The sequence below is a fragment of the Stappia sp. genome (genome assembly GCF_048261845.1).
Lineage (GTDB): Bacteria > Pseudomonadota > Alphaproteobacteria > Rhizobiales > Stappiaceae > Stappia.
This window is the reverse complement of record NZ_JBLXFR010000014.1, coordinates 25,599-51,896: the sequence shown is the minus strand read 5'-3', so window position 1 is coordinate 51,896 and position 26,298 is coordinate 25,599. Positions and strand designations below refer to the sequence as shown.

General features: G+C 64.9%; 23 protein-coding genes. 13 read left to right on the top strand and 10 right to left on the bottom strand.

What is annotated here, in order from left to right:
* Positions 1–263: 263 nt before the first annotated feature.
* Together ACN0T5_RS08285 and tsaA are read right to left on the bottom strand one after the other, a co-directional pair.
* Positions 264–878, bottom strand: a complete 615-nt coding sequence (locus tag ACN0T5_RS08285) for an FMN-dependent NADH-azoreductase (protein WP_417768149.1) — start codon at positions 876–878, stop codon at positions 264–266.
* 180 nt (positions 879–1,058) lie between these two features.
* Positions 1,059–1,562, bottom strand: coding sequence for a tRNA (N6-threonylcarbamoyladenosine(37)-N6)-methyltransferase TrmO (gene tsaA, locus ACN0T5_RS08280; RefSeq protein WP_417768148.1), 504 nt, complete (start codon positions 1,560–1,562; stop codon positions 1,059–1,061).
* A 318-nt stretch (positions 1,563–1,880) separates the two neighbouring features.
* Between tsaA and ACN0T5_RS08275 the strand changes: the two genes are divergently transcribed.
* From ACN0T5_RS08275 to metH, 5 genes are all read left to right on the top strand, one after another.
* The gene (locus ACN0T5_RS08275; RefSeq protein ID WP_417768147.1) at positions 1,881–2,963 is read left to right on the top strand and encodes a DUF2336 domain-containing protein; all 1,083 of its coding nucleotides are present in this window, start codon (positions 1,881–1,883) and stop codon (positions 2,961–2,963) included.
* A 111-nt stretch (positions 2,964–3,074) separates the two neighbouring features.
* Positions 3,075–5,357 (top strand): mechanosensitive ion channel domain-containing protein, encoded by a 2,283-nt coding sequence (locus ACN0T5_RS08270; RefSeq protein WP_417768146.1) that lies wholly within the window; start codon positions 3,075–3,077, stop codon positions 5,355–5,357.
* Between the two features lie 440 nt (positions 5,358–5,797).
* Complete coding sequence (locus ACN0T5_RS08265) at positions 5,798–6,808, top strand: ArsR/SmtB family transcription factor (protein ID WP_417768145.1); 1,011 nt, start codon at positions 5,798–5,800, stop codon at positions 6,806–6,808.
* Between the two features lies 1 nt (position 6,809).
* A complete protein-coding gene (gene metF / locus ACN0T5_RS08260; RefSeq protein ID WP_417768144.1) occupies positions 6,810–7,727 on the top strand; it encodes a methylenetetrahydrofolate reductase [NAD(P)H] in 918 nt (305 codons plus the stop codon).
* Between the two features lie 8 nt (positions 7,728–7,735).
* Entirely contained in the window at positions 7,736–11,467 is a 3,732-nt protein-coding gene (gene metH, locus ACN0T5_RS08255) for a methionine synthase (RefSeq protein ID WP_417768143.1), read from the top strand.
* A 72-nt stretch (positions 11,468–11,539) separates the two neighbouring features.
* On the opposite strand, the gene ACN0T5_RS08250 is transcribed toward metH, so the two are convergent.
* Together ACN0T5_RS08250 and ACN0T5_RS08245 are read right to left on the bottom strand one after the other, a co-directional pair.
* Positions 11,540–12,610: an acyltransferase family protein gene (locus ACN0T5_RS08250; protein WP_417768142.1), complete on the bottom strand. Its 1,071-nt coding sequence runs from the start codon at positions 12,608–12,610 to the stop codon at positions 11,540–11,542.
* 229 nt (positions 12,611–12,839) lie between these two features.
* Entirely contained in the window at positions 12,840–14,312 is a 1,473-nt protein-coding gene (locus ACN0T5_RS08245; protein WP_417768141.1) for a catalase, read from the bottom strand.
* 132 nt (positions 14,313–14,444) lie between these two features.
* Here ACN0T5_RS08245 and ACN0T5_RS08240 point away from each other — a divergent pair, with 132 nt between their 5' ends.
* From ACN0T5_RS08240 to ACN0T5_RS08225, 4 genes are all read left to right on the top strand, one after another.
* A complete protein-coding gene (locus tag ACN0T5_RS08240; protein ID WP_417768140.1) occupies positions 14,445–15,410 on the top strand; it encodes a hydrogen peroxide-inducible genes activator in 966 nt (321 codons plus the stop codon).
* Positions 15,403–16,056 (top strand): helix-turn-helix transcriptional regulator, encoded by a 654-nt coding sequence (locus ACN0T5_RS08235; RefSeq protein ID WP_417768139.1) that lies wholly within the window; start codon positions 15,403–15,405, stop codon positions 16,054–16,056. The genes ACN0T5_RS08240 and ACN0T5_RS08235 overlap by 8 nt, the downstream gene beginning before the upstream one ends.
* Positions 16,053–16,373, top strand: coding sequence for a DUF2293 domain-containing protein (locus tag ACN0T5_RS08230; protein WP_417768138.1), 321 nt, complete (start codon positions 16,053–16,055; stop codon positions 16,371–16,373). The genes ACN0T5_RS08235 and ACN0T5_RS08230 overlap by 4 nt, the downstream gene beginning before the upstream one ends.
* A 119-nt stretch (positions 16,374–16,492) precedes the next feature.
* A complete protein-coding gene (locus tag ACN0T5_RS08225) occupies positions 16,493–17,290 on the top strand; it encodes a hypothetical protein (RefSeq protein WP_417768137.1) in 798 nt (265 codons plus the stop codon).
* A 57-nt stretch (positions 17,291–17,347) separates the two neighbouring features.
* Here the strand turns inward: ACN0T5_RS08225 and ACN0T5_RS08220 are convergent, their stop codons facing one another.
* Together ACN0T5_RS08220 and ettA are read right to left on the bottom strand one after the other, a co-directional pair.
* A complete protein-coding gene (locus ACN0T5_RS08220; RefSeq protein WP_417768136.1) occupies positions 17,348–17,965 on the bottom strand; it encodes an MOSC domain-containing protein in 618 nt (205 codons plus the stop codon).
* Positions 17,966–18,161: 196 nt separating this feature from the next.
* Positions 18,162–19,811, bottom strand: coding sequence for an energy-dependent translational throttle protein EttA (gene ettA, locus ACN0T5_RS08215; RefSeq protein ID WP_417768135.1), 1,650 nt, complete (start codon positions 19,809–19,811; stop codon positions 18,162–18,164).
* Between the two features lie 215 nt (positions 19,812–20,026).
* On the opposite strand from ettA, the gene ACN0T5_RS08210 reads away from it, so the two are divergent.
* The 4 genes from ACN0T5_RS08210 to ACN0T5_RS08195 all read left to right on the top strand — a co-directional run bounded on the left by ACN0T5_RS08210 (position 20,027) and on the right by ACN0T5_RS08195 (position 22,640).
* The gene (locus tag ACN0T5_RS08210; RefSeq protein ID WP_306030423.1) at positions 20,027–20,284 is read left to right on the top strand and encodes a hypothetical protein; all 258 of its coding nucleotides are present in this window, start codon (positions 20,027–20,029) and stop codon (positions 20,282–20,284) included.
* A 179-nt stretch (positions 20,285–20,463) separates the two neighbouring features.
* Entirely contained in the window at positions 20,464–20,670 is a 207-nt protein-coding gene (locus tag ACN0T5_RS08205; RefSeq protein ID WP_417768134.1) for a hypothetical protein, read from the top strand.
* 542 nt (positions 20,671–21,212) lie between these two features.
* Positions 21,213–21,818, top strand: coding sequence for a sulfotransferase family 2 domain-containing protein (locus ACN0T5_RS08200; RefSeq protein WP_417768133.1), 606 nt, complete (start codon positions 21,213–21,215; stop codon positions 21,816–21,818).
* 186 nt (positions 21,819–22,004) lie between these two features.
* Complete coding sequence (locus tag ACN0T5_RS08195; RefSeq protein WP_417768132.1) at positions 22,005–22,640, top strand: FkbM family methyltransferase; 636 nt, start codon at positions 22,005–22,007, stop codon at positions 22,638–22,640.
* A gap of 49 nt (positions 22,641–22,689) precedes the next feature.
* Here ACN0T5_RS08195 and ACN0T5_RS08190 read toward each other — a convergent pair whose 3' ends face one another.
* The 4 genes from ACN0T5_RS08190 to ACN0T5_RS08175 form a co-directional block, all read right to left on the bottom strand.
* Positions 22,690–24,006, bottom strand: coding sequence for a TRAP transporter large permease (locus ACN0T5_RS08190; RefSeq protein WP_417768131.1), 1,317 nt, complete (start codon positions 24,004–24,006; stop codon positions 22,690–22,692).
* Complete coding sequence (locus ACN0T5_RS08185) at positions 24,006–24,578, bottom strand: TRAP transporter small permease subunit (RefSeq protein ID WP_417768130.1); 573 nt, start codon at positions 24,576–24,578, stop codon at positions 24,006–24,008. The genes ACN0T5_RS08190 and ACN0T5_RS08185 overlap by 1 nt, the downstream gene beginning before the upstream one ends.
* Positions 24,579–24,642: 64 nt before the next feature.
* Positions 24,643–25,665: a TRAP transporter substrate-binding protein gene (locus ACN0T5_RS08180; protein WP_417768129.1), complete on the bottom strand. Its 1,023-nt coding sequence runs from the start codon at positions 25,663–25,665 to the stop codon at positions 24,643–24,645.
* 12 nt (positions 25,666–25,677) lie between these two features.
* A complete protein-coding gene (locus tag ACN0T5_RS08175; protein ID WP_417768128.1) occupies positions 25,678–26,292 on the bottom strand; it encodes a gluconokinase in 615 nt (204 codons plus the stop codon).
* Positions 26,293–26,298: the final 6 nt, after the last annotated feature.

Below are 26,298 nucleotides of genomic sequence, written 5' to 3'. Positions count from 1 at the left end.
ACAACAGGTGCCGGCAGCCCGGCGCCACAAGGCGGCTCCTGCGTAGATTCGAGCCGCCTTCCAAACAACAAGAACAATCTCGGACACGGTTTTCGAAATATCGTTCGCTGCGATATCGGCATGGTGACAATCAGTCCTGATCGCGCGAACACGACGGCAGGCCAATCTCCCGGCCCCGCTGATGCCGGGCCGGGAAACATCAACACGAAAGCCCGGGCGCAATCCGCCCGGGCTTTTTGAATCCGACCCGTGGCTCGGGCGCCTCAGGCGGCGATCAGCCGGTTGGCGGTCGCATCCGCCAGTTGCTCGGCCTCGTGGACGCGGGTCTCGCCGGCCGCCATCAGCTGGTCTGCGGCAACCACCGAGACGTCGGTGATGCCGATGAAGCCAAGCACGTGCTTCAGATAGCCCGACGCGAAATCGATCTCGGAGCCGATCCGGGTGCCGCCCGAGGCAAGCACGATGATCGCCCTCTTGCCGGTCAGCAGGCCCACCGGCCCCGCTTCGCTATAGCGGAAAGTCTCGCGGGCACGGGCGACGAGGTCGATCCAGGCCTTGAGGGCCGCCGGAATGCCGAAATTGTAGACCGGAACGCCGAGCACCAGCACATCCGCCGCCTTCAGTTCGGCGACCAGCGTGTCGGACAAGGCAAGACGCGCCTTCTGCTCGGGCGAGCGCGCGGAAGGATCGGTGAAATTGGCGCCGACCCAGGCTTCGTCGACAACCGGAAGGCCGGCCGCGACATCGCGGGTGATGGTGACAACGGATGCGTTTGCCTCGCCAAGGCTGGCGATGACCCGATCGGCAAGCCGGCGGGTGACGGAGCCGTCGCGGCGGGCGGAAGATTCCACATTCAGGACGGTCAGGGACTTGCTCATGACATTCTCCGGATAGGGGGGCGCAGGGGCGCCGTTCTGTGAAACCGAAGATATGTCGAGACTGGAAGCGCGATTAGGTCTCTTTTCGTGAACAAACCTTTCAGCGTCTCGCGCCTCCTGCCGCCCCCCACGCCAATGGGTGATGAGGTAGAAAGGCCCGAACCATGGCCAGTGCCGGAGTCACGCCTTGTCCCAGCCCACCTCGGCACCTGGAATGCTGTCGGTGGTAGCGAAATACGGCTTGATATCGACCAGCGGCGTGCCATCGAGGCAATCGAGACCGCGCGCCAGGAAACCGTCGCCGGTCATGTCCAGCCGTTCGACGACGGACAGCGAAACCGGGTTCGGCCGAACAGGCGAGCGCAGCGCGAAGCAGCCATGCGTCCTGCTGGCGAAGGAGGGTGCCTGAACGACAAGGTCCCGGCGCGCTTCGTGCATCCAGTAGAGCAGAATGAGATGGCTGCAGGTCTCGACCGACTTCAACCCCTCAAGATAGTCCGGCTTCAGCACCACCCGGCAGATCTCGCGGCTTTGGCGGCCGTTGCGCGGACACTCTCGCCGCACCTTCCAGGGTGTCTCGACATGGCCGATGAAAACGATCCCGGCATCCGCGGCAAGAGCCGCCAGATCCCTTGCCAGCTGTATTTCTCCGGCACGCGCCGGCATTGCGGTCCTGTCGCTCATGAAACCTCTTTCCCGCCCCTGCCGGCACCGTCGCATGGTTCCGTCGCATGGTCCCGTTGCATATTTCAGGTCCGTTACAGCACGTAGTCCCCGCGTCCCGGATCAGGCGTCAACAGCCAGCGGCGGCGGCCGTCCGGGCGCCAACCGCGCGTGCGGCCCGGGCAATTTCCCGGCTTCCGGCATTTTAATCAAAATCATCTCAAATTTTGCCTCAAGTATTTGAAAATAAAACTAATTAATTAGATTTCGCCCTGAAATTTTGTTTATTCGACTCGTGATACCTCAGACCGAGGACGCCAATCGAGCAGGGAAATAGCAATGTCAAACATGTCTACTACGGAGCTCGTCAACTTCGAGGCGCTGGCCAACGAGAACGACATGTCGCGCCGCAACGAGCTGGCGCGCAACGTGGCGACCCTGTTCTCGCTGACCTCGGAAAAATGCTCCGAAGAACAGATCGAGGTCTATGATTCCGTCCTCGTGCGACTCTCTGACATGGTCGAGATGCAGGCCCGCGCGTTCATCGCCGGCCGCCTGGCGTCCTTGCGTCGCGCTCCGGAGGCAACGATTCGCCGCCTCGCGAATGACGAGATCGAGGTCGCCAAACCCGTTCTGGAAAGCTCGACTGTCCTGCGCGACGCGGACCTTGTCGATATCTCGATGAAGCGGAGCGAGGATCATCGCGTGGCGATCGCCGCGCGCGAGATTCTCTCCGACATGGTCACCGACGTCCTTGTCGAGACCGGCGGCTCCATCGTCCACCAAACGGTCGCGCGCAACGGTGGCGCGAGCCTGTCAAGCAAGGGGGTGCTTGCCCTCGTCCAGGCATCCGGCCTCGACGAGGACTTGCAGATGGCCCTTGCAAACCGTTCCGATCTCGACGAGCAGGCAGTCTCGACACTCGCGTCCCTTGCCAGCGAGCGGGTCCGCATGCGTCTTCTGGAGACAAGCACCGGCGCTGGTGGCGAAGTGCCCCAGGCGGCGCGCGTGGCAGCCCAGAAGCTCTCCAACGATTTCTGGCTGAGGCGCTACGACTTCGAAACGGCAATGGGCCGCGTGATGGCCCTCGCCAGGGGACCCGGCATCGACGAGGAGACGCTGGTTCATTTCGCGGAGGAAGACCGCTTCGCGGAAGCTGTCGCAACCTTCGCGATGATCGGCGACATCGGTATCGAGGAAGCCAAGCACTGGATGGTGCGCACCGACACCGATCCGTTCCTGATTGTTGCCAAGGCAGCGGACCTGGATGTCTCGACAGTTGAAAAACTGCTCAAGGTCGGCCCCTGGCGCTATCGCCTGCGCGAGCCGGACCGTGCCCGGATCATCGCCCGCTTCAAGGGCATCAACCCGCAATCGGCACAGCTGCTGGTGAACCAGTGGCACAGCCGGGTCGCCTGCTGAGGACGAAATCCGGCGTAAAGGTCATGAAGGTCACGCCTTCCGGCTTGCGTTGGCGTTGCGGCTGGGCTCGTATTCCCCGGACGACCGGAAGGCGAAACGGGGAGCGGGCTGATGTCGAGCGAATCTGGAAATAGGTGTACGAGCGAGCACCGCCGCGGCCTGCGGGCGGTGATTGCCCGCGCCTTCCAACGTGTCTGCGCGCCAGTTCTCTTGCTCGCGGCCAGCGCCTTCGCCGCGGCCGCGCAAACGGGCCCCGGCACCATGGAGGAGATGGCCGGCGACCGCATGCATGTCCGCGTGGCGCTTGAATTGCGCGATGCCATCGGCCGTGCGCTTGCCGCCCTTCCCGAGTTTCCCGTCCTTGCCCGGGACACGCTGATCGCCCGCTCGAAGGACGGCACGCTCGACTGGTTGTGGACCGTCGTGCCGGTGCTTGCCGTCGCGATCCTCGCCGGGCTTGCCGCGCTGCGGCTTTGCGAGAACTGGGCGCTCGCCCGCTTTCGCCATCTCTATGACGGAACACCACGCGACCGATCGTCGAAAGTCGCCTACCTGCTCTCCACCGCCCTGTTCATGTCGCTGGCGACACTGGCCTTTGCTGCCGCTGCCGGGGCGGTGACGCTGGTTCTCGTCTCCGGTCATGCGGCCGCCCGGGTCTCCGTCTTCATCGGACTGGAAGCCGCCGCGCTTGTTCTCGGGCTGCGCATTGTCCTGCGGGCGGTGCTCGCTCCCCGTGCTCCCTCCCACCGCATGCTTGCGTTCTCGAACCTGGAAGCAATCGGCCTCTACCGCTGGATCATGGCCGTCGGCATTCTCACCGCAACGATGATCGCGCTGTGCGAGTGGATGAACGCGATGGGCCTCGACGACAACGCCCACAAGCTGATGGTGGTCGTCACGGTCGGCCTGTCCTGTCTTGCACTCACCACCGTCGCCGTTCTCTACCGTGCCGCGCTCACCCGGCTGATTCTTGGCGACGGCGACGGCAACGTGCCGGCCGGCGTCCTGCGCCGGTTTGCGGCCCTCACATGGCTGCCGCTGCTTACACTCTATTTTTTCTCCGCCTTCGTGGTCTCTGGCGGCCGCGTCATGCTCGACAGGCCGGCGGCACTGGGCCTTGTCGGCGCCCCCCTCGTCTCTGCCTTGATCTGGGCCACGTCCTACGGCCTGCTGATGCTGATCATCGACAGGCTGCTGCTACCTCGTCTCGACAGCGACACCAACCGCGAGCAGTGGTTGCAGGACATCGACCGCGCCGACCAGACGGCTGGAGAAATGCCCGATACGGCCGCCAACCGGGCCCAGGCGGCGGCCGAGGCGATGGAAGCGGAAAGCCGGCGCTCGCCCTATCGCGACCTTCTCGATCATGGTGCGGCGATCCTGGCGCTCGTGGTCGCCCTGGGCTATCTGATCCTGCGCTGGGGCGTGCACGTTTCCGACGACAGCTCGGTCGTCGGAAACCTCTTCGAGATCGGCATTGTCGTCTTCCTCGGCTACCTGGCCTATCGGGCGGTCGAGATTGCCATCGATCACCAGATCCGGCTCGAAGGCGGACACGCGGGTCCGAGCGAGGACGCGGAAGTGGGAGGTGTCGGCGAAAGCAGGCTCGCCACCCTGCTGCCGATCTTCCGCAACTTCCTGCTGATCTCGATTGTCGTCATCGCCGCCATGGTGGCGCTGTCGCAACTTGGCGTGAACATCGCGCCGATCTTCGCCGGTGCCGGCGTGGTCGGCCTGGCGGTCGGCTTCGGCGCACAGACGCTGATCCGGGATATTTTTTCCGGCGCCTTTTTCCTGATCGACGACGCATTCCGCAAGGGCGAATACATAGACATCGGCAGTGTGAAAGGCACGGTCGAGAAAATTTCCATCCGCTCGATGCAGTTACGCCATCACAACGGCCCGCTCAACACCGTGCCCTTTGGCGACATCAAGTACGTCAAGAATTTCTCGCGCGACTGGGCCGTCATGAAGCTCGCCTTCCGCGTCACCTACGACACGGATGTGGAGAAAATGCGCAAGCTGATCAAGAAGTTCGGTCAGGAACTGCTTGAGCATCCCGACTACGGCCCGAAGTTCCTGCAGCCGGTAAAGTCGCAGGGCGTCACCGCGCTTGAGGACTCCGCCATGATCGTCCGGGTCAAGTTCATGACCCGGCCGGGTGACCAGTTCGAACTTCGCAAGGTGGTCTATTCCGGCATCCGGGACCTGTGCGAAGCCGCCGGCATTCATTTCGCCCACCGCGAAGTCACCGTGCGCGTCGCCCAGGAACCCGGCGATACACGCCAGTTCTCGGAAGAAGAGAAAAAGGCAATCGCCGGTGCCGTTTTGCCGGCACTGGATCCGCAGAAAGGCCCGACACCCGCCGCAACGGATGCCACCGACGGGCGGTAGCCGGTTCGGCCCAAGCCCCGTGCCTTGCTCGTCGACGGCGAAGCCGCTCAAACGTGGCGGCCCGCCGCGCGTCACGTCGAACGGAATGTCCGGGCGGCGCCCGCCATCGCGTCAAGCCGGTCTTTGCACCAAGCCGGTCATCGGGCCAAGCCGGCACACCCGAACGGACCACACGAGCCCTTGACCGCGACCGGGTCCGTTCTTGCCAACCCGGTCCTTGCCAACTCGGTCCTTGCCAACACGGTGGTTGCAGGGCCGCTCCTTTCAGGGACGGCACATTCCGTCATTTCGCCCCCCCTTCCCTCGGTCCGCGACGGGCGTGTCCTTGATGCCCCCGTTCACCGGCCGATCAACCCTTGATTTTTTTGGAATAGAGGCATAAAGATATCTTTATATCTTCCTGAGAAACCGATCCCGGAACCCGGGCAGCGAGGACAGCAATGACAAGGGAGCCGCTCCTGAGCGCCGAACAGCTTCTTGCCGGCCTGCGCACCGTCGGCGAGGACACGCGCCTGCGTCTGCTGGCATTGCTGGCCGACGGGGAACTGACGGTCAAGGACGCGACCGTCATTCTCGGACAGAGCCAGCCGCGCATCTCCCGTCACCTGAAGCTTCTCACCGAAGCCGGCCTCGTCCAGCGTTTTCCCGAAGGTGCCTGGGTGTTCTATCGGCTTGGCGACGGCGCCATGGGCGACCTTGCCCGTCTGCTCCTGTCGCGTCTCGATCCGGGCGACGCGGTGCTGGCCGGCGACCGGGTCCGCCTGGCGGCCACGCGCCGCGCCAAGGCGGAGGCCGCCGCGGCCTTTTTCGCGTCCCGCGCCCAGACCTGGGACCAGGAGCGCTCGCTGCACGTGCCCGAGGCAGCCGTCGAGGCCACCATTCGCGAACTGGTCGGTGAGCGTCCGTTCCGCTCGCTTCTCGATCTGGGCACCGGTACCGGCAGCCTGATCTCTCTCTTTGCCGGACAGTACGAGCAGGCGGTCGGGCTCGATGCCAGCCACGACATGCTGACTGTGGCCCGCGCCAACCTTGCACGCCAGGGACTGAGGAACGTTCAGGTCCGCCAGGGCGACATCTATGCGCTCAACGTGCCTGCCGAAAGCCACGACCTCATCACCTTGCACCAGGTGCTGCATTTTCTTGACGACCCCGGCCGTGCCATTGAGGAAGCGGCCCGGGTGCTGCGTCCCGGAGGACGCCTGCTGATCGTGGACTTCGCTCCTCACGAGCTTGAGTTCCTGCGTGACGCCCACGCCCATCGTCGCCTCGGCTTTTCGCACGAGCAGATGGATCGCTGGTTGCACGAGGCCGGGCTCGAGGTGGTCGAGGTCCGCGATCTCAACGCCGATGCCGGCGAGGCCGACCGGCTCACCGTGACGATCTGGCTCGCACGCGATCCACGCATCGTTTCCGATCTACCCGATTTGAACCTGACCCAGGAGGTCGCCTGACATGTCTTCCATCGACAAATTCCGCCGCTTCGAGCTGGACGAAGGTGCGGGGGTTTCCGTCTCCTTCGAGTTTTTCCCGCCGAAGAGCGAAAAGATGGAAGCCTCGCTGTGGGCAGCCGTCCAGCGGCTTGAGCCGCTGTCACCGTCCTTCGTCTCCGTCACCTATGGCGCCGGCGGCTCCACCCGCGAGCGCACCCATCGCACCGTCGAGCGGCTGATCAAGGAAACCGGCCTTGCCCCGGCCGCCCACCTGACCTGCGTCGGCGCATCGCGCGACGAGGTCGACGCCGTCGTGCGCGACTATCACGAGCTTGGCGTTCGTCATATCGTGGCGCTGCGTGGCGACCCGCTGGAGGGCCTTGGCGCGATCTACAACCCGCATCCCCAGGGATATGCCTACGGGTCGGACCTGGTGGCCGGCATCCGCCGCGTCTCCGAGGATTTCGAGGTCTCCGTCTCCGCCTATCCGGAGCGCCACCCGGAGAGCCCGGACTGGGCCTCCGAGATCGACAACCTGAAGCGCAAGGTCGACGCCGGCGCGACCCGGGCGATCACCCAGTATTTCTTCGACAACAACCTGTTCGAAACCTTCCTGGAAAAGGTGCGTGCCGCGGGCATCACCATTCCGGTTGTTCCCGGCATCCTGCCGATCGTCAATTTCGAGACGACGATGGTCTTCTCCGCCAAGTGCGGCACCTCGATCCCCCACTGGCTGGCCAGACGCTTCGCCGGCCTCGACCAGGACGCGGAGACCCGCAAGCTCGTCGCCTCGGCGGTGGCCTGCGAGCAGGTGCTCGACCTGGTCGACCGCGGCATCACCGACTTCCATTTCTACACAATGAATCGCGCCGACCTGACTTTCGCGATTTGCCACATGCTGGGCCTGCGCCCGGCTCCCCTGGAACAGCAGGCGGCCTGAGAGGCATCATGACCAGCAAGACCAACGCTGCGGCGACACTCAAGGCCGCGGCAGCAAAGCGCATTCTCGTCCTCGACGGGGCCATGGGCACGATGATCCAGGACCTGCGCCTTGACGAGGCCGGCTATCGCGGCGACCGGTTCAAGGACTGGCACCAGGACGTGAAGGGCAACAACGACCTTCTCAACCTGACGCAAGGTCCCGCGATCCGCGACATCCACGTGGCCTATCTCGAGGCCGGCGCCGATATCGTCGAGACCAACACGTTCTCCTCGACCACCATCGCCCAGGCCGACTATGCGATGGAAGAAATCGCGTATGAGCTCAACCTCGAAGGCGCGCGCCTTGCGCGTGCGGCCTGTGACATCGTCACGGCGCGCGAGCCGGACCGTCCGCGCTTCGTCGCCGGCGCGCTCGGCCCCACCAACCGAACGTTGTCGATCTCGCCCGACGTCAACAATCCGGGCTTCCGGGCCGTCAGCTTCGACGAGTTGAAGACGGCCTACGCGGAGGCCGTTCGCGGCCTGATCGACGGCGGATCCGACCTGTTGCTCGTCGAGACCATCTTCGACACGCTGAACGCCAAGGCCGCGCTCTTCGCCATCGACGAGGTGCTGGAGGAAAAGGGCGTCTCGCTGCCGGTCATGATCTCAGGCACGATCACGGACCTGTCCGGTCGCACGCTGTCGGGCCAGACGCCTGAGGCGTTCTGGTACTCGGTGCGGCACTCAAGCCCGTTCTCCATCGGCCTCAACTGCGCGCTCGGCGCCAGGGAAATGCGCGCCCATGTGGCGGAGCTCGCCCGCGTCGCCGATACGCTGGTCTGCGCCTATCCCAATGCCGGCCTGCCGAACGAGTTCGGCGAGTATGACGAGAGCCCCGAGGCAATGTCCGCGCTGGTGGGTGAATTTGCCCAAAGCGGGCTCGTCAACATTGTCGGCGGCTGCTGCGGCACCACGCCCGACCATATCCGTGCGATTGCCGAGGCCGTCGCGCCGCACGCTCCGCGCGAAGTCGCCGCGCCGCCGCGCCGCATGCGCCTGTCCGGCCTCGAGCCCTTCGTGCTGACGCCGGAGATCAATTTCGTCAATGTCGGCGAGCGTACCAACGTCACCGGCTCGGCCCGCTTCCGCAAGCTGATCAAGACCGGCGACTACCCCACCGCGCTGGAAGTTGCCCGCCAGCAGGTGGAAAGCGGCGCCCAGATCATCGACGTCAACATGGACGAGGGCCTGCTCGACTCCAAGGAGGCGATGGTCACCTTCCTCAACCTGATCGCCGCCGAGCCGGATATCGCTCGCGTGCCGGTGATGATCGACAGCTCCAAGTGGGAGGTGATCGAGGCCGGCCTGAAATGCGTCCAGGGCAAGGCCGTGGTCAACTCCATCTCCATGAAGGAGGGCGTCGAGGCCTTTGTCGCGCAGGCAAGGCTGGTGCGCCGCTACGGCGCCGCCGTCGTCGTCATGGCCTTCGACGAGAAGGGCCAGGCCGACACCCAGGCGCGCAAGACCGAGATCTGCCAGCGCTCCTACGACATCCTCGTCAACGAGGTCGGCTTCCCGCCCGAGGACATCATCTTCGACCCCAACATCTTCGCCATCGCGACCGGTATTTCCGAGCACGACAATTACGGCGTCGACTTCATCGAGGCGACCCGCTGGATCCGCGAGAACCTGCCGCACGCGCATGTTTCCGGCGGCGTGTCGAACCTCTCCTTCTCGTTCCGCGGCAACGAATCCGTGCGCGAGGCTATGCACTCGGTGTTCCTCTACCACGCCATCCAGGCTGGCATGGACATGGGCATCGTCAATGCCGGCCAGCTCGCCGTCTATGACGATGTCGATACGGAGCTTCGCGACCTTTCGGAGGACATCGTCCTCAATCGCCGCTCGGATGCAACCGACCGGCTGCTGGACGCGGCCGAACGCTACAAGGGTCAGGGCGGCAAGCAGACCGTCAAGGATCTGGCATGGCGCGACCTTCCGGTCGAGGAGCGCCTCTCCCACGCCCTGGTCAGCGGCATCACCGACTATATCGAGACGGATGTGGAAGAGGCCCGCGCCAAGGCCGAGCGTCCGCTGCATGTCATCGAGGGTCCGCTGATGGCCGGCATGAACATCGTCGGCGACCTGTTCGGTGCCGGCAAGATGTTCCTGCCGCAGGTGGTGAAGTCCGCCCGCGTGATGAAGCAGGCGGTCGCCTATCTGATGCCCTACATGGAAGCGGAGAAGCGCGAGCAGGGCATCGAGGACATGCCGAGTGCCGGCAAGATCCTCCTCGCCACCGTCAAGGGCGACGTCCATGACATCGGCAAGAACATTGTCGGCGTCGTGCTCCAGTGCAACAATTTCGACGTCATCGACCTCGGCGTCATGGTGCCGGCCGCCAAGATCCTTGAAACCGCGAAGAAGGAAAAGGTCGACATCATCGGCCTGTCCGGGCTGATCACGCCGTCGCTCGACGAAATGTGCCACGTGGCGGCCGAGATGGAGCGTGAGGGCTTCGACCTGCCGCTGCTGATCGGCGGTGCGACGACAAGCCTGATCCACACGGCGGTGAAGATCCACCCGAACTACAAGCGCTCGCAGGCGGTCTATGTGACCGACGCGAGCCGCGCGGTCGGTGTGGTCTCCAAGCTGCTCGGAGAGAACCAGCGCGATACCTATATCGACGAGATCCGGGCCGACTACGCCCGCGCCGCCGAAGGTCACGCCCGTTCGCGCGGCAATGCGCGCCGCACCAGCATCGCCGAGGCTCGCAAGAACCGCTTCCGGCCCTCCTTCGAGACCTACCGGCCGAAGGCGCCCTCGTTCCTGGGAACGAAGGTGATCGACAATATCGCGCTGGAGGACCTTGCGGAGGTCATCGACTGGACCCCGTTCTTCTCGACCTGGGAGATCAAGGGCAGCTACCCGGCCGTTCTGACCGACAACCGCTACGGCCCGGCCGCCAAGGCGCTGTTCGACGATGCCCGCCAGATGCTGGACGAGATCGTGCGCGACAAGCTGCTGCAGCCCAGGGGCGTGATCGGCTTCTGGCCGGCGGCAAGTCGCGGTGACGACATCGTGCTGTTCGGCGACGAAAGCCGCTCGGATGAGCGTGCCCTTCTGCACACGCTGCGCCAGCAGATGGCCCGCGCCGAGGGAACCCGGGCCAATGTGGCGATGGCCGACTTCGTCGCGCCCGAGGACAGCGGCATCGCCGACTATGTCGGCGGGTTTGCCGTCACCTCCGGCCATGGCGAGGACAACATCATTGCCCACTATGTCGCGGCCGGCGACGACTACAACAAGATCCTGGCACAGGCGCTCTCCGACCGCCTGGCGGAAGCCTTCGCCGAGAAGCTGCACCAGATGGTTCGCACATCCTTCTGGGGCTACGCGCCCGGCGAGGCCCTCTCGGTGACGGACCTGATCGGGGAGAAGTATCAGGGCATCCGCCCGGCGCCCGGCTATCCGGCCCAGCCCGACCATACGGAAAAAGGCACGCTGTTCGAGCTGCTCGACGCGACCGCCAACGCCGGCATCGAGCTGACGGAAAGCTATGCCATGTGGCCAGGCTCCTCGGTCTCCGGGCTCTACTTCGCCCATCCCGACAGCCATTACTTCGGCGTCGGCCGGATCGAGCGCGACCAGGTCGAGGACTACGCGCGGCGCAAGGGCTGGGATCTGGCAATGGCCGAACGCTGGCTCGCGCCTATCCTCAATTACGATCCGCACCGCATGGAAGCGGCCGAATAACCCGCCACATCCTGGCGACTTGAAAAGGGGCGCATCTCCGGATGCGCCCCTTTTTCATGTTCCGCCCCGATCTCAGGCGGGGCGACGCACCAGCGCCAACGCGCGCGCCCTCGCGACATCCCCGAGCCGGCGAACCATTCGCGCCGCCGGCGTTTCCACACAGAGCGTGATCGCCAGCGCGACCAGCGCGACACCCGCAATGAGGGCCAGCGCGGTGCCCGCAAGGCCCACAAGCGGCACCAGCAGCAGGAACGCCGCATAGCCGATATGCTGGTGCAACAGGTAGAAGGGATAGGTCGCCCGTCCGGCAATCGCAACCAGCCCCGTCGGCCGGCCGGTCCGCACCGACCGTGTCGCCAGCGCCAGCGCCACCAGGGCAACCGCGACGACAGCCGCGATCAATGGCTGCGAAAACGGCTCCCCGTCATAGAGGCGCACCAGCCCGTCGGCGAAGACGGCCGCCCCGGCGATCGCCTGCACATAGGCCGCGGCAAGCATGGCGGTGGCGCCTGCCTCGCCGCGCTCGCGGGCACGGAGCATCATGCCAAAGGCGAAGAAGCCGGCGAAGTCCGTCAGGAACAGCCGGCGCAACACATCGCTGCCGATCAATGCCTGGTCAAGGGCCGCGACCGCCAGCCAGACAAACGCGATCGGAACCTGGAAACGGGACCATAGCCGCGCCGTCATCAGCACACCGACCCAGACATAGAACACGATCTCGGCAACAATCGACCAGTAGGCGCCATCCATGAAGGGTTGGCCGAGAAACGGCGACACCATCGTCAGGTTGGCGAGATACTGCGGAAGACTGACAGAGAAGGCAAAGCCCGGGACAGCGAGCGTCACCAGCGCCGTCACGCTCATGCAAAGGACGAAGGTCGGCCACAGCCGGGCGACACGGGCAACCGCGAAGCCGAACGGATCGCGCCCTTCGCTCGAGATCGAGATCACGTACCCGGAGATGGCAAAGAAGACGGAGACGCCGAGATAGCCGTAGCGGGCGAAGATGCCGGGATCGCCCGCGACCAGGGGCCCCGCCTCGCCTGTCACCTGCATGCGAAAGCCGAAATGAAACCACGCGACAGCGGCAACGGCCAGCACCCGCATCAGGTCGAGGCCCGGCCTGCGTGCCGCATCGCTCATCTCTCTCGCCTCCCCTGCTTCAGCCGCGAAGTCGGGTGCGAGTATGATGCCGAGCCGTTAAGGGGAGTTGAAACGGCAACCGGCACAGAGGTGTCACGACCTTTGACCGGACCGCGTCTCCCGGGAGGCGGCCGCGTTTCCTGCCCTCACAGTCCAGGAAAAAGGGCGCAGCGGCCGGAACCGCTGCGCCCTGTCGTCTTCTCGTTCCGCCAGAACGGCGGGATGCGGCTTACTCGGCCGCGTCGCGGGCACCGGCAGCGGCCGCCAGCGCGGCGCGCACGCCGTCACCATAGTCCTGATGGACCTTGTCGAAGTGAGCCAGCTGACGGTCGATGATCGCCTGCGGCACCCCGCCCATCGCAGCCGCGATGTTGGAGAACAGGCGCGCCTTCTGTCCCTCGTCGAACAGGTTGAACAGCGCCCGCACCTGGACGTAGTCGTCATTGCCTTCGCGATGGTTGAAGCGGTCGGCATCTCCGGAAATCTTGAGCGGCGGCTCGCGATATTCCGGCGCCTCGGCCGCGCCGTTCATCGTGTTCGGCTCGTAATAGGCGTCCACATTGCCGGTCTGCTGACCCATGAAATTCATGCTGCCGTCCTTGTGGTAGTGATGGACGGGGCAACGGGGCTGGTTGACCGGCAGCGCCTCATAATGAGTGCCGAGGCGGTAGCGATGTGCATCCGCATAGGAGAACACGCGCGCCTGCAGCATCTTGTCGGGCGAGAAGCCGATGCCCGGAACCTTGTTCGAGGGCGAGAAGGCCGCCTGCTCGATCTCGGCGAAATAGTTCTCCGGGTTGCGGTTCAGCTCCATGATGCCGACCTCGATCAGCGGGTAGTCGCCATGCGGCCACACCTTGGTCAGGTCGAACGGGTTGTAGTCATGCTTGTCGGCGTCAGCCTCGGGCATGATCTGGACGCACATGCGCCACTTCGGGAAGTCACCGTTCTCGATCGAGCCGAACAGGTCTTCCTGGTAGCTCTCGCGGGTCTCGCCGACCACCTGGGAGGCTTCCTCGTTGGTGAGGAACTTGTGGCCCTGCATGGTCTTGAAGTGGAACTTCACCCAGAAGCGCTCATTGTCCGCGTTGATGAAGCTGTAGGTGTGCGAACCATAGCCGTTCATGAAGCGCGGGCTCGGCGGCAGGCCGCGATCCGACATCAGGATGGTGACCTGATGCAGGCTCTCCGGCGACAGCGACCAGAAATCCCACATGGCCGTCGGCGAACGCAGGTTCGACTTCGGATGGCGCTTCTGCGTGTGGATGAAGTCCGGGAACTTGTAGGGGTCGCGGACGAAGAACACCGGGGTGTTGTTGCCGACGAGATCCCAGTTGCCTTCCTCGGTGTAGAACTTCAGCGCGAAGCCGCGCACGTCACGCTCGGCATCGGCGGCGCCCTGCTCGCCGGCCACCGTCGAGAAGCGCGCGATCATCTCGGTCTTCTTGCCCACTTCCGAGAAGATCTTTGCCCGGGAATACTTGCTGATGTCGTTGGTGATCGTCAGCGTGCCGAAAGCGCCCCAGCCCTTGGCATGCACCACGCGCTCGGGAATGCGTTCGCGGTTCTGGTGGGCCAGCTTTTCCAGCAACTGGTAGTCTTCCAGCAGCAGCGGGCCGCGCGGGCCTGCCGACAGCGAATTCTGGTTGTCCGTAATCGGCGCGCCGGCCGTCGTCGTCAAAACGGGCTTCTTGCCACTCATGATCAGTCTCCCTCTAAACTCCGCACGGCGCCGATCTCGCCGACGGTCAGTTGGAATCAACGCGCGAACCATGCCACAAGGATGACGATCAGGGCCAATCGCATTGAAAGTTGTGCCCGATAAGTTTATCTAATGACGATGATCACCCTTCGTCAGCTGCGCTATTTCGAGGCCCTCTCCCGCCACCTGCATTTCGGCCGCGCCGCAAATGCGGTCGCCGTGTCGCAGCCCGCGCTCTCCATGCAGATCCGGGAACTCGAGGCGACGCTCGGCGTTGCCCTGCTCGAAAGGCGGCCGAACGCGTTGCGGCTGACCGCGGAAGGACGCGAGATCGCCCGCCGCGCACGCAGCATCCTGTCGGAGGCGCGGGACCTTGTCGACTATGGCCGCAGCACCGGCGAGGTGTTGAGCGGACCTCTCAGCCTCGGCATCATACCCTCCATCGCCCCCTATCTGCTGCCCCGCATCCTGCCGGCGCTGAACCGGGCCCATCCGCGCGTCGAATTGCAGGTGCGCGAAACGCTGACACATTCGCTGGTACAGGAACTCGTGCAGGGCGACCTCGACGTGATCCTCGCCGCCCTGCCGATCGCCGGCGCGGACCTGGAAACGCTGCCGCTCTTCCAGGACCGTTTCCTGCTCGCCGTTCAGTCCACGGACGATCTTGACGAGCGCCTTCGGGTGGACCCGGCCACGGTCGAAGGATCCGCACTGCTGCTGCTCGAGGAAGGTCACTGCCTGCGCGACCAGGCGCTCAACTATTGCGAGGGCCTGCGCCCGTCGGGCCGGGCCGGTTTCGGAGCGACCAGCCTCTCCACGGTGATGCAGATGGTCGCCGCCGGCTATGGCGTGACGCTGCTGCCGGAACTCTGCGCCTCCGTCGAAGTGCGCGACGACCGCGTCGCGCTGCTGCGCTTTGCCGATCCCCAGCCGCAACGCACGGTGGGCCTGGCCTGGCGCAAGTCATCACCGCGCGGGCACGACTTCGCGGCGCTCGGCGCCTGCATCACCGCCGCGACCGAAGCGCCGACGATCGCGGCCGGTGCCGGCACCGGCCGGCAGCCGGACGACACTGCCGTGATCCGCATCGATGCTTGAGCCCGTACGCATGGAAGATGCCGCCGACGCCGGTCTGGCGCTCCTCCTTGCCTTGCTGGAGCGACAGGGCCGCGCCGCCTTCATCATCGGACAGCAGGCGCGAATCCTTGCCGCCAACGCGATCGCCAGGAAGCTGACGCGCGTTTCGGGCGGGTTGCCGACGACGTCCGGACCGGATGGCCAGCGACTGGAATTCGTCCACCCGCAGGCCCAACAGGCCTTCGCCGTCGCCTGGCGCCAGTTGCACGGCAGCGCGCCGGAACCTGTCGCCTTTGTCATTCCCGCCGGGTGCGGTCCCGCCTGTCCCGTCTATGCCGAACTGCAGCGCGTGCCGGGCCGCAGCGGGGACGGCGAACAAGCCGCAACGCAGGCCGCCCTGCTGCTGGTGCTGACCTTGCTCGACCCCGGGTTGCCGGATACCCGCATCACCGCGCTTCGCGAAAAGCTGAGGCTCGCCTTCCGGCTGACCGCCCGCGAGGCGTCCGTCGCCGCCGAACTTGCCATGCCGGCCCGCGCCGAGGAGGAGGTCGCCGCCCGCCTCGGTATCAGCATCAACACCCTGCGCACCCATCGCAAGGTTGTCTATGCCAAGCTCGGCGTCACAAGCCGCGCCGGGCTCGCCACCCTTGCCGGCCGCCTGCCGTGAGCGGCACACGGCGCCAGAAGGACATCCGCAAGGCGCTGCGGCTTTTCGCGCCGCGCATCCCCTTCGCCGATGCCGAGCCGGTGCTGGCAGATGCAAAGGCCCCGCATCTGCGCCACCTGCCACCCTCCCTCGCCCTTTGGCTGGCGCTCGTCGCCCATGTCCGCCACGCCCACAGCGACTATGACGCGCTTCTGAACGACGGTTACGACCGGGATGCAGCGCGGTTCTTCGCGCTCGACGCGATCAACGAGACGCTGCTTTCCTGGGGCGCCACGCGGCAGGTGAGCGCGGAGGAAGAGGAAATCGGAGGGGAGTGAACGGGAACCCCTCGCGAAAACAACCAATGCGAGTATATTGTTAGAATAGCGTTCGAAAAAGTGTACCCTGAAGCGATCTCCGGCCTTCCGGCCACATCGAAAATCAGGGGTGTTTTCTCATGTTGCTGCGATACCTTGCCCGCATGCCGGCCATCCTGCCGGCGCTGTTCGTTCTTGCGCTCGCCGCGCCGGGGGCCGCAGCTCAGGATCTGCCCCCGCCCTGGGCCGATGACTTCGCCAGTCCGACAGCCTTCCTCGCCTGCAAGGGCAATCCTTATGCGCTCTGCTACTATTCCGGCCCCGACCAGCCGACGCCGCGCTATGGCAACGTCGCCTCGCCTGCCCTGCCCTGCACGGTGTCCGGCAACGATGCGAAAGCGGCCGATTGCGCCTGTTATGCGATCACCGAAAAGGCGATCGGTCCGGCCGAATACAATTACGTGCTGATCCACTCCATCCTCAACCCGCAGGTGCGGCGGGAAACGGTCGAGCAATGCGGCGAACTCGGGCGCAACTGCCTGAACATGGTCAACCAGCAAAAATGCGCAGTGCTGGGCAACGATCCCTCGTGCAAGCCGGCCCCGGTCTGCGATTACCTGGGCAGCATCGAGAAAGGAACCACCCAGACGCTTTATCCGGACCAGCCGGAGACGAAGCTGATCTCGACCTTCAGCTTCGTCTATTCCTTCAATCACCCGTTCGCCTCGACCGACTGCCCGCAATCGACCGGACGCTATGCAGGCTGCATGACAGCTCCCTGCACCACCAATGACGAAGGGCTGACCACTTGCAAATGCCCGATCGCGGAAGGTCCCTATCAGGTCGGCCAGGACCTCTCGCAATTCTCCGGGCTCGGCTGCGACATCTCCCCGAACGTGTGGTCGGCGGCCAACAGCCTTTTGTCGGGACGGGAATAGAAGCGCGGCAACGATCTGAAGAAGCGGGCGGAGACAGGCACCCTGTCTCCTCCGTCCTCAGCGATAAAGCCAGTGCTCGGGGATATGGGCCGTGACCGCTTCGCCCGGACGGATGACGCCCGGCCGCTCGACATAGGCGACGAGGCCCCGGCGACGGCGCGCCGTCTTCGGGAACAAGAGGTCGATGCCCTCGCGGTCGGGAAAATGCTCGCCGATCGAGGCACCCGCGATGCGGCAAGGCACATTGTCGCCGTCGACCCGCAGCACCGCGCCGCCGGCAAAGACCAGCCGTGTGCGCGGCGGCACCAGTGACAGGCGCGGCAAGCCCTCGGTCAGGACATTGCCGCCGATCCATTCGGCCTCGATGCGCGGCAGGCCCATGTCGGCGGCGACCTCGGCGAGTTCCTCCACCGACAGGATGGACACCTGGCGCTCGTTGCACATCTCCGTGCCGCGCGGATACCACGGTTCGCGCGAGCCGGAACGGCGCGTATAGCCCGCATGACGCCCGCCCGGGATGCCTTCGAAGCCGAGCTTCAGCGCCGCCGTCCAGGTGGTCCGGAAATCCTCCGGATCCTGGGTGGCGAGCACCTTGACCGTGGTGGCTGCGATCTTGCGCGCCGGCACGATCTGAAGTTCGTCCATATGCTCGCGTCCGAACAGATCCGTCGCCATCGCCTGGCCTTCCTGTTTCTTTGGCGGCCGGTTCGCGGCCCGGCCGGCCATGCAACCGAGGCTTACAACGAGTCCCTGTCCGGGGAAAGAGCGACCGGCTCGCCCCCCTCGCGCGACCTTCGCCTGTGCCTGAGCGTCAAACAAAAACGGCGGCACCCGAAGGCACCGCCGCTTGTTTCGCAAGAACCGGACGATATCAGCGCGTCAGCGGCTTGTACTTGATACGGCGCGGATCGGCCGCATGGGCGCCGAGACGGCGCACCTTGTCCTTCTCGTAGTCCTCGAAGTTGCCCTCGAACCACTCGACATGGCTGTCGCCCTCGAAGGCGAGCATGTGCGTGGCAAGACGGTCGAGGAACATGCGATCGTGGCTGATCACGACGGCGCAACCGGCGTAGTTCTCGAGCGCGTCCTCGAGAGCCGCCAGCGTCTCGGTGTCGAGATCGTTGGTCGGCTCGTCAAGCAGCAGCACGTTGGCGCCCTGCTTCAGGACCTTGGCCAGATGCACCCGGTTGCGCTGGCCACCGGAGAGATCGCCGACCTTGGCCTGCTGGGCCGGGCCCTTGAAGTTGAAGGACGAGCAATAGGCCCGGCTGTTGATCTCCTTGCCGTCGAGATAGATGATCTCGTGGCCGTCGGAAATCTCCTCCCACACGGTCTTTTTCGGATCGAGCGCGTCGCGCGACTGGTCGACATAGCCCAGATGCACGCTGTCGCCGACGACGACCGTGCCCGAGTCGGGCGTTTCCTGCCCCGTCAGGAGCTTGAACAGGGTCGTCTTGCCGGCGCCGTTCGGCCCGATGACGCCGACGATGCCGCCGCGCGGCAGCTTGAACGTCAGGTCGTCGATGAGCAGCCGGTCGCCAAAGCCCTTCGACACGTTCTGCAGGTCGATGACGTTGTTGCCAAGACGCTCGCCGACCGGAATGAGGATCTGCTCGATCGTCGGCATGCGCTCTTCCTGCTTGGCAAGCAGGTCGTCATAGGCCCGGATACGCGCCTTGGACTTGGTCTGGCGTCCCTTCGGGGACATGCCCATCCACTCGCGCTCGCGGGCGATGGCGCGCGAACGGGCCATGTCCTCGCGGCCCTCCTGCTCCATGCGCTTGGTCTTCTTCTCCAGATAGGCGGAGTAGTTGCCCTCGTAGGGAATGCCGCGGCCCCGGTCGAGCTCGAGAATCCAGCCCGTGACGTTGTCAAGGAAGTAGCGGTCGTGGGTGATGATCAGGACCGAGCCCTTGAACTCGCGCAGGTGGCGTTCAAGCCAATGCACGGTCTCGGCATCGAGATGGTTGGTCGGCTCGTCGAGGAGCAAGAGGTCCGGCTCCGAAAGCAGCAACTGGCACAGCGCCACGCGGCGACGCTCGCCGCCCGACAGGTTGTCGACGGGGCTGTCCGACGGCGGGCAGCGCAGCGCTTCCATCGCCATCTCGACCTTGCTCTCGAGGTTCCACAGGTCCTCGGCGTCGATGATGTCCTGGAGCTTGGCGCCCTCGTCCGCGGTCTCGTCGGAATAGTTCATCATCAGTTCGTTGTAGCGATCGAGGATCGCCTGCTTGTGGGCAACGCCGATGGTGACATTTTCCAGGACGGTCTTGGTCGGATCGAGATGCGGCTCCTGCGGCAGGTACCCCACCTTGGCGCCCTCGGCGGCCCAGGCCTCGCCGGAATATTCCTTGTCGAGGCCGGCCATGATCTTCAGGAGGGTCGACTTGCCGGCGCCGTTGGGACCGAGAATGCCGATCTTGGCGTCCGGATAGAAGGACAGATGAATGTCGTCGAGGACCTTCTTGCCGTTGTATGCCTTCGACAGACCGTGCATGTGATAGATGAACTGGCGCGCCATAGGTGCCTGCCGCTCCATGATAAGAATGAGGGGGAACTGGCCGCTTCTTAGTCGATGGGAGCCTCCGGGGCAAGGAAAACTCCCGGCCCGGCCCCGCTGCGCACGGCACTTTCCCGCGTGCCGCATCGGGACACGCAAGCCGGCCCGGCGTTTACCCGCCGTTCACGATGGCAGCGCATGTTGATCCTGGCTGGGTGCTCAGGAAGGAATGTAACATGCGTATCCCGAGACCGGCCGGCCTTGCCGGCATTCTCGCACTTTCACTCTTGGTTGCCGCTTGCGGTTCGAACCGCTTCGAACGCGGCGTGACGGGCGGCGCCATCGGCGGCGCGGCCGGTGCAGGCGCGCTGGCGCTGGCCGGAGGACCCGTCCTTCTCGGCGCCGCGGTAGGTGTTGCCGGCGGCGCCGCAATCGGCGCTCTCACCAACGAATGCCAGATCGATCTCGGCCCGCAGCGTCCCAACAACTGCTGACGGCGATGAACGCGGTCAACGCGGCGCGGCGTCTCGACACGTCGCGCCGCGCCGCGACATATATGCGCGAGGCGCTCTATCGATAGATTATTGCTCCTTGCCCGACTGTCACACCCCTCTCACTATTGCCCGCTACAAGGACGGAGCAGGCGCGCCCTATCGCGCCTCGGGAGGGTGAAATGAGCTGGTCGCTTCGCTGGGAAAATCATTGGTCGGGACGGGCACAGGACAGCGCGAAAGCCTCTCCCCGCCATGACTGGACAGCCTCCTTGCAGGACGACATCGACATCCCGAGCGCTCCGGTGATTGCCGCCGCCCATGCCGCGCTGGTACGGATCGCACAGGAAGACCATCCCGCCGCGATCATGGCAGAGCCCGCGCCGTAGGTTTCCAGGCAGCGGCAAGACGGGCACGAGGCGCCGGCGGAAGGCCCGCTGCCCCGAAGCCCGACGGCACGACATCCTCGACCAGTTCCATCGCCACGAGTGGCTGCATCTGCTGCACGTTCGGCAGCTTGTCGATCTAGTGTCCGGCATTGCGCGATATCGTGCCTGCGGACTCTCAACAGGTCCCCGGAAGTGCCGGCAGCGATCAAACAGCTCTGAGCCCCCGAGTGTTCCCCACTGGAACAGCCGGAGATTCCGTCATTCGCCTGCCCATGCCGGAATGGCAATCGGCACATCACGTCCATGCAGTCGGAAGACGCACGGGCGTGCATGTAAAAGTTCAAAAAATTCAATGTAATGCGTTGATTTTCAATATTACTGGAAGAAACTATCATATTGGCGCCATATTCATTTCAAATACATCATGCCCGCCCCAAGAAGCGCCATGGTATTTATGACGATGATAGAAATTGGATGTCGCCTTGCTTGTGCCGACAAACTGTAAACCGGGACTATTGAGGCGCCCCGCCAAACGGAACCTGATGTTCCTCCACGTTCCCAAATGCGGGGGCTCCTTCATCGAGCAGGCGTTCCTGCCGTGGATCACGCAATGCCCGTCCCGGCGTCTGCGTGATGCGCGCGGTCACCTGACCTGGCGGCAATACAAGCAGGTGTTCGACCGTCACCACATCGACTTCGACGCGATGCTTGTCTTCACCGTCGTCCGCAATCCCTGGGACTGGCACGTGTCCTGGTTCCACTACCTCAAGGAGGACAAGGGTCGCGGCCAGTCGGGCATGTCGACCGAGGTGCAGCTGTTTCAGAGTTTCGATTTCAGGGACTATCTTTCCTGGCTGGCGGACGACGAGGCGCCGACCTCGCCGACGCGCTATATCCGAAAACAGCTTGTCGACTACATCACCGACGATCAGGGCAGGATGGCCGTCGACACGGTGCTGCGGCAGGAGCGGCTGGAGGAGGACCTCCGCACCCTGCTGGAAAACCTCGATCTTGCCCCCGCCGTGCCCGAGCGGCGCGCCAACTCCTCCACCCATGCCGACTATCGCAGCTATTACGACGATGCCGGCATCGAGCTGGTGGCAAGCCGGCATCGTGACGACATTGCCCGCTTCGGTTACACGTTCTGACCGGCATCATGGCGCCCCCGCGGCCTGGCGCTTCCTTGCGGCAGACCGGGCGCCTCGGGACTTGCTTTCCGGCGGCCAAGCTGCAATCCCTTTGCCCTCGCGCGCGGCAGGGCGGCTGCGGGCGAACGGATCCGGGCCGCAACATGGCCAGGGGACGGCTGCCGTTCCGCCAAGAGAGCCGCTTCCATGGGTTTCAATCTGCTCCGCTTCGCACTCGACCCTCACTATCGCGCGATCAAGCGCTGGAAGCGGGCGAAGGGAGATGACCGGCTCCTGACCGATTTCGAACTCGGTCCGGCGTCGCTGGTGGTGGATGCAGGCTTCTACAAGGGCGACTTCTCGGCCAGGATCTCGCGGAAGGGCGACCCGAAGGTGCTTGCTTTCGAACCGGCTCCGGAATTCTGCGAAAAAGCGGCCCCGCTTCTGGAACGTCTTCCCAACGTCACCCTGGAGTGCGCCGGTCTGTCGGATTTCAACGGCACCGCCCGTCTTGTCTATGACAATGACGGCAGCAGCACCCAGCGCAAGCAGGACGGAGAGGCGGTCGAGGTGACCTTGCGCCGCGCTTCCGACGTCGTGCGCGCCGCCGGCGGCCCTGTCGACCTGATGAAACTCAACATCGAGGGTGACGAATATCCGGCGCTGGAGGACCTGATCGCCGAGGGCCAGATCGCCGCGATCCGCCATCTTGTCGTCCAGTTCCACCTCATCGACGAGAACAGCCGGGAGCGCTACGAGCGGATCGCCGCGAAGCTCTCGGCGACCCACGATCTTGTCTGGCGCTATCCCTTCGTCTGGGAACGCTGGGATCTGCGGAGCTGACCGGCGTCGAAAGACCCCAGACCAGCGCCGATTGACCAGCGCCCGGTGATCAGCGCCCGGTGATCCCCGGAAAGGCAATCAGGATCGCCACGGCCAATACCTGCATGGCGATGAACGGCAGAAGCGACCGGAAGATCGTTGCCAGCGAGATTCCGGGCGGCGCCACGCTCTTCAGGTAGAAGGCCGCCGGACCGAACGGCGGCGACAGGAACGACACCTGCATGTTCATGCAGAACAGCACGCCGAACCACACCGGATCGTAGCCAAGCTTGACGATGATCGGCACGAAGATCGGCATGGTCAGAAGCGCAATGCCGACCCAGTCCAGAAACATGCCGAGGACAAACAGGATCAGCATCATGAACAGCAGGATGACGATCGGATAGTCGGAAATACCGGTGATCAGGGTGGAGACGAAGCGGATGCCGCCCATCAGGTTGAAGACACCCACCAGCGCGCTCGCGCCGATGCCGATCCACACGATCATGCCGACCGTCTGAAGCGTCTGCAGCGCCGCGCCCTTCATCAGGGAGAGCGTGAACTCGCCGCGCAGGATCGTCGAGACGATCACGCCAAAGACGCCGACGGCCGAGGCCTCCGTCACGCTGGCGATGCCGCCATAGATCGAACCGAGCACGCCAACGACCACCAGAAGCGGAAGGATCAGCCCCTTGAGCAGCCGGAGTTTCTCGGCAAGCGGCTCGTCCGGCCCGTCCGGCACGGGCGCAAGCGCCGGGTTGAGCTTTGCCCGGATCAGCACATAGGCGACGTAGAAACCGGCAAGCATCAGCCCCGGAACGAAGGCGGCAGTGAACAGGTCGCCGACGGAGACATTCGCCGTCAGGCCGTAGATGATCAGCACGATCGAGGGCGGCACCATGGTGCCCAGCGCCCCGCCCGCGCAAACGACGCCGATGGCCAGATGCTTGTCATAGCCAAGGCGCAACATCTGCGGCAGCGCCACAAGGCCGAGCAGCACCACCTCGCCGCCGATGATGCCGCTCATGGCGGCAAGGATCACCGCGACGACGATGGTCTGGATGGCGACGCCGCCGCGCAGACGCCCGCCGACAAGGCGCATCGCGTCGAAGAGGTCGCGGGCGATGCCGGAGCGGTCGAGGATCGCCGCCATCAGCACGAACATCGGCACCGAGACAAAGACGAAGGACGACACGAACGAATAGACGCGGCTGGTGATCAGCGGCACGACAGTCGGCCCGAACCAGCCGAGCGCGAAGATCAGCGCGACAAGCAGGGTGACGAAGGCAAGCGGAATCCCGGTGACCAGAAGACCGAGCAGAAGGGCGAACATCAGGAAGGTGCCGCCCTCGATGCCGAGCGGCTGAAGCGAACCGAAGATCTCCATCAGCGGCGCCCCCGTCCTGCAACACCGCCCCTGGCATAGTTGACGGCTAGCACGAGAAACTGCACGGCCATGACCGCAAGCACCGCAAGCAGGAACACCTTGAGAAGGCCGGGATAGACCGGGTCCCAGGCACTCCCCGAACGCTCCAGGCGAAACGACCCGTCGGGCCGGAAGGCGGCGCGCTGCACCATGAGCCAGGCCGCATAGGCAAACATTGCGCTCGACGCCATGCATATCAGGGAGATGACCACGTCAAGCGCCCGGCGGGCACTGAATGGCAGCGCGTCATAGATCAGCACGACGCGGATATGACGGTCGCGGGCGGTGCAGTAGAGACCGCCATAGATGAAGGCGACCCCGCACAGGAAGATCGTCGTTTCGTGCGCCCAGATGGTCGGCGCATTGAAGAGATAGCGCAGGACAACCTCGTTGATGAGTATCGCCATCGAGGCGACGATGCCCGCGGCAAAGACCACGCCGACCCGGTCAATGATGCGCCCGATCGCTCCGGCTTCCGGGATCGCCCCGGCCTCTTCCGGACCTTCGCCCGGCACGTCCTGCGGTTTCGTCATGAATGCCTCTCCGGAAAAAAAGGGCGCGGAAAGTCCCGCGCCCCGGACCTGTGGACGCAGAAGCTTACTGCATCAGGCCGTTTTCCTTGAGATAGCCGGTCAGCGTGTCATAGACCTTTCGGGCATTGTCCGAGCGCTCTGCGACCTTGGCCCATTCGCCGGTGGCGATGGTGCGGAACTTGGCCCGTTCTTCCGCCGGCCAGTCGGTCACGGTCACCTTGCCGCTCGCCTTCGCCTCCTCGACCGCCTTCAGGTCGTTGGCGGCCAGCGCGGCCACCTGGGTCTGGGCGAACTCCGCGACACTCTCCTCGAGTGCCGCCTTCAGGTCGTCGGGCAGCGCGTCCCACTTGCCCTTGTTGATCGAGATCTCGACCAGCGGCATGGAGTGGAAGCCCGGATAGACCGGGTTCGGCGCCACGTCATGCATGCCCTGCGCATGGTTCGTGGAAAAGACCGAGTAGTCGGCCGCGTCGATGACACCCTTGTCGAGCGAAGTGAAGACCTCCGATCCCGGCAGGTTGACCGGCGCGGCTCCGGCAGCCGCGAAGACCTGCTGCACAAGGCCTTCCGGCGCGCGCAGCTTCAGCCCCTGCAGGTCGGCGACACCGTCCAGCTTCTTCTTCGACACGAAGGCTTCCAGCCCCGGCGTGGTGGCGCCGATGAAATGCAGGCCGTAGGGCTCGAGCAGTTCGTTCATCAGCTCCTTGCCGCCGCCCTTCGACATGAAGTCGAACATTTCCTGCGGTGCCGACCAGGCGCCGACCGGGTTGGCGATCAGGCCGAACGCCGGGTCCTTGCCGGCGAAATACGAGGTATCGGTGACATGGCCGTCGAGAATGCCGGCGGCAATGGCGTCCTGGGTCTCGTTGTGGGCGACGATGGATTCCACCGGCAACAGCTCGATGGAGACGCGTCCGCCGGTCTTCTCCGACACGCCCGCAGCCCACCCCTGCTGCAACACGAAGTTCGGGTTGCCGGCCGGATCCGACGACTGGAACTTGAAGCTGAAATCCTGCGCGAGTGCCGTGGTGGCGAGGGCCGCCCCGGCAAGCGCGGCGAGCGCGATGGTTCCAAGTGACTTGAACATCCGTTTTCCTCCCTAGGTTGATCCGTGATGGCGACCCGGGGCACTTTCGGCCTCCGCCGCGCCAGTTCGCTGCGGACCCAACTCCGCAAGCATTTCCATCGCCCGGTCGACGACCGTGTCGAGTGGCGGGGAAATCTCGAGTGTGAAGCCGGCCTCGTCGGGCGAGAGCGGCTCCAGAATGGCAAGCTGGCTGTCCAGCAGGCTCTCGCCGACGAAATGGTCGTCGCGCGCGGCAAGTCGCGCCGCGATCAGCGTGCGCGGGCCGGTCAGATGGACAAAGGCCAGGCCCGCGAAGTCCGGCGAGCCCAGTCCGGCCCTCAGCCGGTCGCGATAGGATCTGCGCAGCGCCGAGCAGGCGACCACGACATCGCGACCCGGTCGCGCGGCGGCACGCGCGGCGGCGGCGATGGCATCCAGCCAGGGTTCGCGCTCGGCGTCGGTCAGCGCCTGCCCTGCCGCCATGCGGCTCCTGGCGCCAGCGGTGTGGAAATCGTCGCCCTCAATGCAGCATCCGTCAAGCTGCCGGGCAAGCGCACCGGCAAGCCGGCTCTTGCCGGCGCCGCAAACGCCCATGACGATCACGCAACGCGCCGGCACGGCACGGTTCGCCCTCGATGACTGATACACGCCCAA

What these genes read in the sequence shown, in the direction of transcription:
- ACN0T5_RS08185 (WP_417768130.1), bottom strand. Translation starts at nt 24,578, where the DNA reads ATGACGAAACCGCAGGACGTGCCGGGCGAAGGTCCGGAAGAGGCCGGG.
- ACN0T5_RS08205 (WP_417768134.1), top strand. Translation starts at nt 20,464, where the DNA reads ATGAGCTGGTCGCTTCGCTGGGAAAATCATTGGTCGGGACGGGCACAG.
- metH (WP_417768143.1), top strand. Translation starts at nt 7,736, where the DNA reads ATGACCAGCAAGACCAACGCTGCGGCGACACTCAAGGCCGCGGCAGCA.
- ACN0T5_RS08265 (WP_417768145.1), top strand. Translation starts at nt 5,798, where the DNA reads ATGACAAGGGAGCCGCTCCTGAGCGCCGAACAGCTTCTTGCCGGCCTG.
- ACN0T5_RS08195 (WP_417768132.1), top strand. Translation starts at nt 22,005, where the DNA reads ATGGGTTTCAATCTGCTCCGCTTCGCACTCGACCCTCACTATCGCGCG.
- ACN0T5_RS08210 (WP_306030423.1), top strand. Translation starts at nt 20,027, where the DNA reads ATGCGTATCCCGAGACCGGCCGGCCTTGCCGGCATTCTCGCACTTTCA.
- ACN0T5_RS08275 (WP_417768147.1), top strand. Translation starts at nt 1,881, where the DNA reads ATGTCAAACATGTCTACTACGGAGCTCGTCAACTTCGAGGCGCTGGCC.
- ACN0T5_RS08245 (WP_417768141.1), bottom strand. Translation starts at nt 14,312, where the DNA reads ATGAGTGGCAAGAAGCCCGTTTTGACGACGACGGCCGGCGCGCCGATT.
- ACN0T5_RS08235 (WP_417768139.1), top strand. Translation starts at nt 15,403, where the DNA reads ATGCTTGAGCCCGTACGCATGGAAGATGCCGCCGACGCCGGTCTGGCG.
- metF (WP_417768144.1), top strand. Translation starts at nt 6,810, where the DNA reads ATGTCTTCCATCGACAAATTCCGCCGCTTCGAGCTGGACGAAGGTGCG.
- ACN0T5_RS08200 (WP_417768133.1), top strand. Translation starts at nt 21,213, where the DNA reads ATGTTCCTCCACGTTCCCAAATGCGGGGGCTCCTTCATCGAGCAGGCG.
- ettA (WP_417768135.1), bottom strand. Translation starts at nt 19,811, where the DNA reads ATGGCGCGCCAGTTCATCTATCACATGCACGGTCTGTCGAAGGCATAC.
- ACN0T5_RS08225 (WP_417768137.1), top strand. Translation starts at nt 16,493, where the DNA reads ATGTTGCTGCGATACCTTGCCCGCATGCCGGCCATCCTGCCGGCGCTG.
- ACN0T5_RS08285 (WP_417768149.1), bottom strand. Translation starts at nt 878, where the DNA reads ATGAGCAAGTCCCTGACCGTCCTGAATGTGGAATCTTCCGCCCGCCGC.
- tsaA (WP_417768148.1), bottom strand. Translation starts at nt 1,562, where the DNA reads ATGAGCGACAGGACCGCAATGCCGGCGCGTGCCGGAGAAATACAGCTG.
- ACN0T5_RS08250 (WP_417768142.1), bottom strand. Translation starts at nt 12,610, where the DNA reads ATGAGCGATGCGGCACGCAGGCCGGGCCTCGACCTGATGCGGGTGCTG.
- ACN0T5_RS08270 (WP_417768146.1), top strand. Translation starts at nt 3,075, where the DNA reads ATGTCGAGCGAATCTGGAAATAGGTGTACGAGCGAGCACCGCCGCGGC.
- ACN0T5_RS08180 (WP_417768129.1), bottom strand. Translation starts at nt 25,665, where the DNA reads ATGTTCAAGTCACTTGGAACCATCGCGCTCGCCGCGCTTGCCGGGGCG.
- ACN0T5_RS08190 (WP_417768131.1), bottom strand. Translation starts at nt 24,006, where the DNA reads ATGGAGATCTTCGGTTCGCTTCAGCCGCTCGGCATCGAGGGCGGCACC.
- ACN0T5_RS08240 (WP_417768140.1), top strand. Translation starts at nt 14,445, where the DNA reads ATGACGATGATCACCCTTCGTCAGCTGCGCTATTTCGAGGCCCTCTCC.
- ACN0T5_RS08220 (WP_417768136.1), bottom strand. Translation starts at nt 17,965, where the DNA reads ATGGCGACGGATCTGTTCGGACGCGAGCATATGGACGAACTTCAGATC.